The 11,966-nt window shown below is 42.6% G+C and carries 9 protein-coding genes; 1 reads left to right on the forward strand and 8 read right to left on the reverse strand.

The genetic code is table 11. The features are described from left to right. Nucleotides 1-178: 178 nt before the first annotated feature. Together MMU05_RS19940 and MMU05_RS19945 are read right to left on the reverse strand one after the other, a co-directional pair. A complete protein-coding gene (locus MMU05_RS19940; protein ID WP_241143425.1) occupies nt 179-655 on the reverse strand; it encodes a heme-binding domain-containing protein in 477 nt (158 codons plus the stop codon). Beyond that, on the reverse strand, nt 655-1,047 hold the full coding sequence (locus MMU05_RS19945; protein WP_241143426.1) for a heme-binding domain-containing protein: 393 nt from the start codon (nt 1,045-1,047) through the stop codon (nt 655-657). Before MMU05_RS19945 ends, MMU05_RS19940 begins: the two co-directional genes overlap by 1 nt. A 650-nt stretch (nt 1,048-1,697) precedes the next feature. Between MMU05_RS19945 and MMU05_RS19950 the strand changes: the two genes are divergently transcribed. Further along, nucleotides 1,698-2,846 carry a hypothetical protein gene (locus MMU05_RS19950; RefSeq protein ID WP_241143427.1) on the forward strand — a complete coding sequence of 383 codons (1,149 nt, stop codon included), beginning with the start codon at nt 1,698-1,700 and terminating at the stop codon, nt 2,844-2,846. 680 nt (nt 2,847-3,526) lie between these two features. Here the strand turns inward: MMU05_RS19950 and MMU05_RS19955 are convergent. The 6 genes from MMU05_RS19955 to rbfA all read right to left on the reverse strand — a co-directional run bounded on the left by MMU05_RS19955 (nt 3,527) and on the right by rbfA (nt 11,907). Then, nucleotides 3,527-4,444, reverse strand: a complete 918-nt coding sequence (locus tag MMU05_RS19955; RefSeq protein WP_241143428.1) for a hydroxypyruvate isomerase family protein — start codon at nt 4,442-4,444, stop codon at nt 3,527-3,529. Nucleotide 4,445: 1 nt separating this feature from the next. Then, on the reverse strand, nt 4,446-5,759 hold the full coding sequence (locus tag MMU05_RS19960; RefSeq protein WP_241143429.1) for a Gfo/Idh/MocA family protein: 1,314 nt from the start codon (nt 5,757-5,759) through the stop codon (nt 4,446-4,448). Nucleotides 5,760-5,786: 27 nt separating this feature from the next. After that, on the reverse strand, nt 5,787-6,779 hold the full coding sequence (locus tag MMU05_RS19965) for a formylglycine-generating enzyme family protein (protein WP_241143430.1): 993 nt from the start codon (nt 6,777-6,779) through the stop codon (nt 5,787-5,789). 76 nt (nt 6,780-6,855) lie between these two features. Beyond that, nucleotides 6,856-8,922, reverse strand: coding sequence for a S9 family peptidase (locus tag MMU05_RS19970; protein WP_241143431.1), 2,067 nt, complete (start codon nt 8,920-8,922; stop codon nt 6,856-6,858). Nucleotides 8,923-10,291: 1,369 nt separating this feature from the next. Further along, nucleotides 10,292-11,515, reverse strand: a complete 1,224-nt coding sequence (locus MMU05_RS19975; RefSeq protein ID WP_241143432.1) for an ABC transporter permease — start codon at nt 11,513-11,515, stop codon at nt 10,292-10,294. Between the two features lie 17 nt (nt 11,516-11,532). Then, nucleotides 11,533-11,907, reverse strand: coding sequence for a 30S ribosome-binding factor RbfA (rbfA, locus tag MMU05_RS19980; RefSeq protein WP_241143433.1), 375 nt, complete (start codon nt 11,905-11,907; stop codon nt 11,533-11,535). Between the last annotated feature and the right edge of the window lie 59 nt (nt 11,908-11,966).

An 11,966-nucleotide genomic window follows, 5' to 3' on the forward strand; every position in this document is an offset into this window, starting at 1 on the left:
TATTTCGGTCAAAAGCTTTTTGACAGACTCATCATTGCTTCAATTTATCCTTACTGGAATGATTGCGGATAATCATATAATTAAATATTTGGATTGAATTATTTGATTTAAAGAGCTGAATTACAAAAAAAACCACCGATCAGGTGGTTTTATTGTTTTAATCAGAAGATCGTAATTCCTATTCCTCTTCATCTTCCTCCTCAGCCACGATATCCATTGTCTCCTCTGCCCAAGTCACGATCTTGGCACGCTGCGCATCGTCAAGCTTGCCCGAAGGATGCATTAAGGTGTAGATATCCATCGGCATGCGGCCTTCTTTTACCTCAATGGCGATGTCATCCAGGATGCCCAGCTTATCCATCATGTCGTATTCCTGCCAAATGGAGAAGTTGACTTCCTCACGGGCTTCCCGCACATCCTTGGCCACCAACCAAGAGGAGGGCGCCACATACGAATACCATGGATAAACCGTCTCATTGCTGTGACAGCTGTAACAGGAAGTTTTCAACATAGTGGAGATTTCTTCACTTGCCAAACCTCCGAGCACGATATCGCCGGGATTGTCGGTTTGGACAGCAGGAAGTTCATTGGGAACAAACTGAATCCCAATAAATACTACCCCCAATCCTAGGAGCAGGTATTGCCAAAGTTTCATTAGTTGGATTTCTTTTTGCCGGCACTCCATTCCATCAGAGTCGCAAGATCGGACTCAGACAACTTGCCCTCAGGCTTGTTTTCGAGGAACTTCGCAGGAGGCATTTCCCCTTTTGCCAATGTCTCGTTGATCTTTGCCATGGTAGCGAGTTGCTTGGACTTTTTGGTAGCCTCAAAAGCATCCCAATCCAATTTGGCTTTTCCTTTTTCGTTTTTGGATTCAGCATTGTGACAGCCATAGCACTTTTGCTCCACCACAGCCTTCACGTTTGCAGGCATGTCAGGAGCCATGGCATGCAGTTCAATTTCTGATTCGGAGACAGATTTGGAGGTGCCTTGGATAAATAGCAGGCCGAGGATGGCCAAAGTCGGGAATAAAAATGTTTTCTTCATAATGAGAGTTTTATGGTTCTAGCAGGAATTTCAAAATTTTTCCCCAGTCCTGCAAGAGGAGCTGATAGGTTTAATCCTGTTTTTTTAAAAATGCGCTCATTTTTGGTATAATCGGCTAGAATTCAAGCACATTATGAAAAAAAATGAGGATAGGACCCTGATTTTCATACTCACCTTGCAGAAGGTTATTTACAGAATCCGACTAAAAACAACCGTATGGAAACAAAAAAAGTAAGGTCAAATCACCCCACTCTTGGGCGAGGAAAAAGTGGGATGTTGCGGCTGTGTGGTTGCTATTGGCAGGCAATTCCACTGCAACGACTCGGTGGAATTTGCCTACCCTACACCTGGCCCAAAGCTAAAATGATCCAAAGCGATCATTTCCAAACACTTTGTCCTACCCTTTTATCTTTTGAAATTTGCAATTGGATTCAATCAAAAAACCTCTAATTAAAAGTTAATTCTTGGCAACTTGAATTACAAATTCATTTTGATAGAAAAGCGTAGTTACAAACTACGCTTAGAGCCTACGCCATTCTACATCTAGATGGGCCAATATTCAGTAATAATTATAGATTAATTAAGAGTTATGCATTCCTTTCTAACATAACTTAACATGCCTGAAATTTCCCATTCCATTAAATTTGAGGATGAAATATTTTATATGCCTGATTCTTGTTGCAGCATTAATTGGTTGCGGAAAAGATAAAAACACAGATCAATCCATTTCATCAAATTATAAATTTGAAATTACAGATTCAATCAGAGTCAATCACCTGGAAGAATTGACATTAATTGATATGGAAGACGGAATGTTCTTGGCAAAAGAAGAGGGGCTTTCAACCTACATTATTTTTGACAAATCCGGTACCATCATCTCTCCTATTGAGCTCAAAACAGACGGTCCAAATGCGATAAACATGGTCTATTCAGGAGGGTTTTTTGATGGGAAATTTACCATAATGGATTTACATAAGGGATTGATCCAGTTTTCAAATGAAGGAGAGATAATCAAAAATATCCCTATACCAGAGGATTATCTATATATGCATCCGTACAATAGACCGGCATTTAAATTGGGGAATAAAATAGCATACTACCGTCCTGAGAGAGATCTAAAAGATTGGGAAGACCAAGAGAAATTCTATCGAAAATACTACAATGAACCACTGCTCGAAGTTTTTGATCCCATTACAAAAGAAGTAACGCTGAAAATGGAACTTCCTGAAACTTCAATCTACAAAGACGGCGATTTTCATTTCTTATATCATCCTAAAATCATAAAAAAAGGAAAACTCTGGTATTTATTCCTGATGGCTGAAATGAAGTTTTATGTCTATGAGGAACAGGACGAAGAGCTGATTTTTAAAGAAAGTGTCAGTCTGAACGTGAAAGATCAAATCCCTTTTCCACAGGCCAATTTACAAAACACACAAGAATTATTTTCCAAGCTGGAAATGGTAGTCCCATCCATGATAGAACAACTTTATGTGATCGAAGACAAAATCATTCTTATTTACAAAAAAGGCGCCGGCGAAAATATCGTGAAGAATTACGACAGGGAAAACCAAGCTGAGTGGATGGATTTCTTAGGATCCTTACCAGTATATGCGGCAGTTTTTGATTCAGATTACAAATTGCTCCAAGACGATATTGAATTGCCATCAGGAACAATCTCAAGCCCTATCGTAAACAAAGAGGGACAAATTTTTGTCCAAAAAAATCAAAGGCTTCTTGGGGAAGAAGATTGGAATACATACTATTTGTTAAAGCTAAATGATGGAAACAAAACGGATTGATTGTTTCAGTTTGGGAAAAAAGTTCAAAAACAAAGGAGAGGGTTGAATTTATTTGTTCTTTTCTCGATGTGGTTATGATTTTTTTGACCATTTATCCTGGTGTCACTTTTTGTCTTGAAACAAAAAGTAACCAAAAAGTTCAAGTCGGCGGAATCCTATCCACGCTCATTCCCCCCGCCGGCCCGGTCCGCCGACCTCCTCCCCACAAGTGTTCCAAAAGAGGATCTTCCTGAAGTTTAAGATTACTATCCTAGGTTTAGTTTACCGGCTGATGCTGCGACTGGGTGGGATTTGTAATTACACCCTTTTATGACTCCATCCACGATAGCCATCGGGATGCAATTGGACTATCCGACCAACGGCTCAAACGAAAGATAACAGTGGTTTTCTTCATTTACAAATTCTATTAGCATGATGAATAAATCCGACTTTAAATAATCATAGGCAACAAAAAAAGGTGAGGCCAAAACCTCACCTCTTCACTTTTTTTGACAGTACATTCTACTTAAACATATCCGCTTTTCTGTAAGCCGCAATCAATGCTGTTTCCCACTCTTCTTTTGTGACTATCTTCTTTGCGCAAATGGCGTCTTTGCGGGCTTCATTTTTCTTTTTATCTCCATGCCTTGGCTATTTTTTCCTTTCTCTCCGTGCTCTCAGTGTGCTCTGCGGTGATTTTTTTACTTAAACATATCTGCTTTTCTATACGCTGCCATCAGGGCCAACTCCCCTTCTTTTCCGGGAATGGCATTGCCGTGTTCCATCCCGCAGACGCCTTTGAATCCTTTGGCATCGATGTGCTTGAAGACATTCAGGTAATTGATTTCACCTGTTCCGGGTTCTTTTCTCCCCGGATTGTCCCCAATCTGAATATAGGCTATCTCATCCCAACAGGCATCCATCATCGCGATTAGGTTGCCTTCGTTGCGCTGCATGTGGTAGGCATCATAGAGAATTTTGCAGGAAGGACTGTCGACCGCCTTGCAGATGGCGTGGGTTTGGTCCGAAAACCTCAGAAATAGCTCCGGAGTATCACTCAATGGCTCCAAAACCATCACCAATCCACTTGGTTCCATGACCTCGGCACCACGCTTCAGCGCTTCGATCACATGCGAAGTTTGGATTCCCATCGGCAGTTTTCTCTCAAAAAAGCCGGGAACAACCGTTGCCCATTTGGCATTGACACGCTTGGAGGCCTCCACAGATTTTTTGCAGGTAGCGACAAAGTTGTCGATAAACTCCTGCTTGCCGGAAGCGAGGGAAATCTTCCAATTGTCACCTCCGTCTACCACAAAAACCCCCATGCGCATGTTGAGCCTTTCGAGGGTTTTGCCGATGAGATTTTGGTCTTCAACAGGACGTCCAAGCAGTCCATTGTCCTCCAAAGACCTGAATCCCTGATCAGCCATGAATTCCAGTTGGGAAACAAGTCCGTCTCCGGCGTGGGCTTTAAACATCCCAAAGTGGGGAGCATAATCCAGGTTAAATGGCTTTCCGGCTGCATTGCTTTTTGCAAAGGAGGAAAGGCTAGTACCACCGGCGAGAGCAGCTACTGCAGATCCCAAACTTATATTTCTAACAAAATTTCTCCTTTTCATATCAGATTACTTTTGTTTTGCCCGGTATCGCAAAAGGGTAATAGCCATCTGCATTTGGCAGGACTTTCGGCATGGCATCCCAAGCCAAAGTATTTGGCATTAAATTGATCTCAGAATTGAGGGCTTCATCCCAAGTGACTACCTTGCCAGAATAGGTTGCATTTCGGCCAAGAATAGCTGTCATGGTACTTTTTGCCGCATTTTCTGCATCGGCATATTTGTATTCTCCCTTCACAATGGCAGCGAAAAGTTCATCATGCTCCACCTGATATGGATTTGGATTATTCTCCCGATTGTGGGAGTAAATAGAATTTCCTTTGTAATCAGAAATTTCTCCATGATTTCCTGCGCTCATATATACTTTACCTTTAGTGCCTTGGAAAGACTCGTCAACCCTATTGGCTGCTCCCGGGAAGTGGCGGCATTCGCTGAAGATTACTGATCCATCAGGATAAGTAAAGGTGATACTGTGGTGGTCAAAAATTTCGCCGTGCTCTTTCCCTGTTCGGACCTGACGGCCACCGGTGCCATAAGCCTGTACAGGGTAGCTGTTTTTCACCCAATTGGCCACATCGAGATTGTGGACATGCTGCTCATTGATATGGTCACCGCAAAGCCAATTGAAATAATACCAATTCCTCATCTGGTATTCCATCTCGGTTTGACTAGCTTCGCGTGGATTGACCCATACACCACCGTCATTCCAATATACCTGCCCACCGACAATTTCACCGATGGCACCGTCATGAAGACGCTTGATGGTTTCTCTGTAATTGTCCTGATAATGTCTTTGAAGACCAACCACCACATTGAGTTTTTTCTTTTTCGCTTCTTCTGCTGCTGCCAACACTTTTCGGATACCGGCTGCATCAACTGCTACTGGCTTTTCCATAAAAACCTGCTTGCCTTGCCTTACCGCTTCCTCAAAATGGTCCGGTCTGAATCCTGGAGGCGATGCCAAAATCACCACATCAGCCAATTTGATGGCTTCTTTGTAACCTTCAAAGCCCACAAACTTCCTGTCTTCAGGAACATCGACTTTGTCTTTTCCATATTTCTCAAAAATGGGGGTATAGCTTTTGTCTATCCTGTCTCTGAAAGCATCTGCCATCGCGACGAGTTTGATATTGTGCCCGGTGTCAAAGGCCTGGAAAACGGCACCCGTTCCCCTGCCTCCACAGCCGATGACGGCAAGTTTGATTTGATCAGTTCCTGAGGCATAAGCCCCCGGCATGCCAAAAGGCTGAAGTATTATTCCTCCGGCAAGGATTGCGGAAGTTTTGATAAAGTCCCTGCGTTGATTTTGGTTATTCATGAGTGTATTGTTTTATGGTTATTTGCTTTAATAATCTGTTATCGGAGCCCTGTCATAATAGGCCATGATCTCTGCCTGACTTGGCGGGTTGAGGGGTCTAACCACCCTCAAACCAAGAAAAGGAGCTTCAGGAAACCACCATTGGCTTTTGGGAATCTGTGGATCTATCCTCTTCCATTCTGCCTTTGATGCTGTTCTTTTGGCTGTGCGCAGGTCTGGTCCAGGACTGTTGTAATGTCCACCCCGAATAGCTCCAGGATATAGTTTTTTGATTTCAATGGTAGGATCTTTCACTTGCTTATCCTTCCTGCTCTGGTAGGTATCCGCTGCATATTGGTCTGAAGTCCATTCCATTACATTGCCGAGTATATCGTACAATCCCCATGGATTTGGCTTTTTCTGCCCAATATTGTGGGTTATGTTTCCACTGTTGGCAGCGTACCAAGCGTATTGATCCAGGAGTTTTTCATCCTCTCCAAAAAAATACATGCTTTTTGAACCTGCCCTTGCGGCATATTCCCATTCAGCCTCAGTAGGCAATCTATAGAAAATCCCTGTTTTGAGATAAAGCCACTTACAGAACTGAATCGCACCATAATTGGTCATGCCGATGGCCGGTTTGCCTTCTTTGCCCATGCCTGCCGTCATATCCAAGTATGGAATGCTTGGCCGGCTGAGACCGTCTACCTGTGCAGGAAGTTCTTTTTCCGCAATGGCGATCTCATAATTTTTATCCAAAAAGAGTTCGAATATGTCCCAGGTAATCTCATGCGTTCCCATCCAAAAGGGAGAAATCTCTACCTCATGGACCGGACTTTCATCCGGCAAGGTTCCTTCGCTTCCCATCATGAATTTGCCTCCTTGGATCGGGACCATTCCGAAACTTTGACCCGAATCAGGAATTTTTTGGGAATAGGGAGTAAAAGCTTCTTGCTCGAATGACTTCCATGAGGCAATTGTCACCAATACGGCGGAAACGAACATTACCAGGAAGCCACTTCTTTTCAAAATATGATTCATATCATCGGTTAATTTGAGATTGTTAAGCTAATTATGGGATTCAAAAGAAATTGATGGATTGGTTTTTTGTCTTAGGTCATTTGCTTTCTCCTGTCGGTAATTCGACTTCTTCACCCCAAACATATTTTGCAAACCATTGCCAGTTGTGCCAGGTGGCGGCCAATCTTTCCTTGGGTTTGGTGATGCCATGTCCAAAACCTTTGTACACCACCAATTCTGCAGGCACATTTTGATCCCTTAATCCCTGAAGTAATTCATAGGCATTTGGAATAGGAACCCTTTGGTCAAATTCTCCATGTTGGATCAATGTAGGGGTTTTTGCTTTTTTGATGTTGGTCATGGGGGAAGTTTTGCGGTAAATTTCCTCATTGTCCCAAGGATTGGCTTTCAAGTATTGGATAGTAAATGGATGGATATCCGTGTTGACATAGTAGGTCATCCAATTGGAAATCCCGGCACCGACACTTACTGCTTTGAACCTGTTAGTATTGGTAGTCAAAAATGCTGAAATATACCCTCCCTGACTCCATCCCATGACAGCCATTCTAGTCGTGTCGATCAGGTTGCTTGCGCTGAGATTATCCACACCACTCAATACATCCCAAGCATCTCCCACGCCGAGATTTTCAACATTGAGCGATCGGAAAGCTTCTCCGTAACCTGCCGACCCACGGTAATTGGGTTGAAGGACAAGGCAGCCTTTATTCAGCCATTGCACAATCGGATAGACATATCCCGGAACGGGAGATGGCGTATCAATCCCCGTTGGACCGCCATGAATCACCACCATCAAAGGATATTTTTTGGTGGGATCGTAGTCCACAGGTTTGTGCAGGACACCTTCTATCAGGGCTCCGTCTTTGCTTCTCCAGACCACCACTTCACTTTGGGACACCTTCCAATTTTCAATCTGCTTTGTCAGGTTGGTGACTTTTTTTGCAGCAGGTTTTTGGATGTTGCTTACCCAGATTTCATTGAGTTGGTTTCCGTTGCGGGCATTGACGACTAATTTTTCTCCTGATTGGGAAAAAGAAACCCCTGTCACCATTTCCGGAAATCCTTTCAAGATCGTGAAGGAACCGTCTTTGGGTTCGATCCTGTAAATGTGTCTTTGGGTTTTTTGCCAAAATAGTCCATAGATTCCTTTGGGATTCCAAGTCAATCCAGATGGATTTTCATCAAGTTTGGCTGCAATTTGCTTACTGCTTTTGGATCCCACATCAATGACAAAAATTTTCGAATTGGAATAAAAATTAGAAACAGTATCAGCCACATGGCTTGTGTACAGCAACTGTTTGGAATCCGGAGACCAATCTTCCAATCTGTCCGAACTTGGGTTACTGACCAAAAGCTGGGTTTCCATTTTATCTAGATCCAATACGGATATGTCGGATTTGGAACTTGAATTGATCAGGGGATTTGGCTGATGGGTATATGCTATCTTTTTCCCGTCAGGCGAAATTTTGAAGACATTGACATTGAAATCTCCTTCAGTCAGTCTTTTTGGCTTGGCTCTCGTGATGCAGCCGCTTACAGTTTTGAGGGAATCGGCCGTTTCATAGCAAGGTAACTCAGATGGATTGGGCTGGTTTGGATCAAAAGCGATTTCCCATAAATGCGTCAAGGAATAATCTTTGTCATCCATAAAGAAACCACCGTACCTGCTTTCGATTTTCTTTTTAGAGGGATCATCCTTTTCCCTTTTTGCAAAAATTATCCTTTTTCCATCCGGATGCCATTGAAATGCACTTACCCCATCCTCTTCTTCGGTTAGTGGTATTGATTCCCCACCATTCAGGCGCATAGCATAGACTTGGGTCTTATTGCCTTTATCCGCCAAAAATGCGAGCCACTTGCCATCGGGTGAAAATGTCGGTGCAAAACTGCTGTTGCCGGGATTGTTGGTAACCTGAAAAGGTTCGCTTCCATTTTTGACCATCCATATCTCTGTGTCAAACCTATTGTCCTTCCAGTCAGAAGTCTGTTGGGTAAAGGCCACCAATTCCCCGCTCGGAGACATCACCACCGCACCTACGCTTCTGAGAGAGATTACTTCTTCAAAAGTCGGGTCCTTTTTCTCAGCTTGGGCCAAAACCTGAACATTGAAAGCAAGAACAAAAGCAGCCAAAAGGAAATATTTCATATAATTCGTGTGGTTAAGGATCCGAAAAGGTTGAAAGAATTTCAATTTAACATTTGGAACCAGAATTTCATACCAAATTTTGATTGCCGATTTTTTAACATCCCAATAAATCTAGATTGATATTTTTCCATATCATTAACATTTATGGTATTTTATTAAATATAATGTATATTTTTAGCTATTTTATTGAATTAATTTTAATGTAATGGATGTTTTACTAACTTTGATTCATCAAGAAAGACAAATGGTCTTCTTACACATTGTAGGGTGTTGAAATTGGCAGACAAGCCCTCCGGTCTCGGGGGTAGGGATCTCAGAATAAAGCAAACATGGAGCTCGTGTTTTGCCTAACTGCCCTGTGGAGGTTCGAATCCTTCCCCTACAGCAAGAATAACGAAATCAAAAGGAGCGCAAAAGGCACTTCAAAAATTGAAAAATTTATATTGTAGGATGTTGAAACTGGCAGACATGCCCTCCGGTCTCGGGGGTAGGGATACCGGCATAAAGCAAACATGGAGCTCGTGTTTTGCCTAACCGCCCTGTGGAGGTTCGAATCCTTCTCCTACAGCTGGTTATTTTGGGTTTATTGTTAATTGACTAAAGCTGTGAGCACGTATTCACAGCTTTTTTATTTTTATAGCAATCGGAATTATTTACCACAGAGTGCACCGAGTCCTCGGAGCTGGAGGGAGCAAAGAATCGAGCTGGTCATTCGTAAATCGTAGTTCCCAATTTAAATTGTACCTACTACATTCCTCCTCCCACCTTTTTTCTCTGTAGTGATAATTTTTATTTACCACAGAGTGCACCGAGTCCACGGAGCTGGAGGGAGCAAAGAATAGAGCTCGTCATTCGTAAATCGTAGTTCCCAATTTAAATTGTACCTACTACATTCCTCCTCCCACCATTTTTCTCTGTGGATTCTGAGGCTTTATTGGTGATTATTTTTTTTACCGCAAGGAGCGCGAGGGTTTCGCAATGGTCGCAAACGGAGAAGTGTAAATTGACCACAGAGATCACTGAGAACTCAGAGAAAATCGCAGCAGATTTTTGCTTTTTCCAAAGCATTTTTCATTTAAATTCCTTCTGCGCCAATATTTGTGTCTCCACAAACATTCCTCATTCTTAATTTCTCCCTTTTCCTCTGAGCCCTCTGAGAGCTCTGTGGTGAAAATTCTTTTTTCACCGCAAAGGAAAAGAAGGTTTCGCAATGGTCGCAAAGGGAGAATTGGCGTGAATAATAATTTACCACAGAGCTCACGGAGGGCGCAGAGTTTCTTTTCTCTTTTTTTCTCCGTGTCCTATGTGGGCTCTGTGGTGATTTTATTTTACTCTGTGGTGATTTTATTTTACTCCAAATATTGAGAAATCAAAGATCAGTAGGCGTGACCTTCGAGGCAATGAACGCAGGACGGAAAGAGGCAAAAAAAGTAATCGCAAAGACCGAAATACTCGTCCAGAAAAAATCTGACCAAATCATTTTGACCGGATAAGCATCCACGATTGAAGACGATATCCCCAAAGTTACCAATCCAAAACGGTCCTGAATCCAACAAACAAGAAAACCTAAAACCAACCCAATCACTGCACCGCTCAATCCAATGATTGCACCTTGTTTCAAATAAATTTTTCGGATGAGACTTTCTTTGGCACCCATCGCAAACAAAATAGCATTGTCTTTCTTCTTTTCTATGGCGAGCATAGACAGGGAAAAAAAGATGTTAAACGAGGCGACAGCCAAGATGAAACTCAAGGTCAAAAAAACAAAAAGCTTTTCGATCTTGATCGTCCGGAGGATTTGGGCGTGCTGTTCATCGGTATCCTTGACGGTATAGTCTTCCCCCAAAAATGAAATCAATCTGGATTTGACATTTTGGATGTTTTCTCCTTCTTTCACTTTTACTTCTAGGGCAGTTCTCTTTTGGCCGTAATTGAGCAGGTTACTCACAAAACCTATCGGCGCAAGGATGAAATTGTCGTCAAATTCCTTTTCAATACTAAAAAAAGCGCCGGGCTTTAAAATCCCTTTATTGTACAGCTGACTTGGATCAATGGAACCGGCACTTCTTGGTGCCTTGGGATAAAACACCTGAAGCAGATCCATGTCATTATCCAGGTCCACAGAGAGAAAAAAACCAACACCCCTTCCCATGATGGCTTTGGGCTGGTTTTCGGACCCCAAACTGAGATTTCCCCAGGTAAAGCCCTTTTCAAACCTGCCCTGTTCCATATAATTGTCAGAGACGCCCTTCAAGCGCGCAAGGTGCTGGTAATCGCGGTATTTGAACAAGGCATTGTCCTCAATGACTTCTGTTAATACTTCCACCCCTTCAATCTTGGAGATGGATTCGAGCCATTCCGTTTCGGCTAAAAATGATTTACCCAACTTGGATTCTATCTTCAGCTCTGCATCAAAAGATGCATACAAACCCCTGACAAGTTCCTCCAACCCGTTGAAAACCGACAAAACGATCACCAAAGCCATGGTTCCGACTGCTACCCCGATCATGGAAATACGGGAAAGCACAGTGATAAAGTTCCGTTTCTTTTTGCTACGGAAATAACGATAGGCTATAAAAAAGGAGAGGTTCAAGGTTCCTGAAAAGTTAATTATTCTTCTTCATCCTCGTCCGTAGCTTCGGGAATATCCAATGCCCCGATCACTTTGTCCATGTGCTGGGCGTAAGTCGCCGAATCATCGATAAAGAAAGCAAGTTCGGGTACAATTCTCACGGATTTTCCGATTCTGTTTCCCAAATGCTTTCTGATCTCACTTTTTTTATCATTCAATATTTCAAAGACAGCGCGGTCCTTGTCCACCAAAAAACTGAGGTAAATTCTTGCCACGCTCAAATCCGGGCTGATAATCACCCTCGAAACTGTGATGAAGGCAGATCCGATAATATGCTTTGCTTCTTTTTGAAAAATTCCACCCAATTCCTTTTGGATAAGTTTATTGAATTTCTGTTGTCTTTTACTTTCCATATCTCTAATTATTGTGACAAATTTAGTGAATTTAAATGCGGAACACTTAATTTCGACCC

Origin of the sequence: Cognataquiflexum rubidum (genome assembly GCF_022538115.1) — a bacterium.
Classification (GTDB): domain Bacteria; phylum Bacteroidota; class Bacteroidia; order Cytophagales; family Cyclobacteriaceae; genus Cognataquiflexum; species Cognataquiflexum rubidum.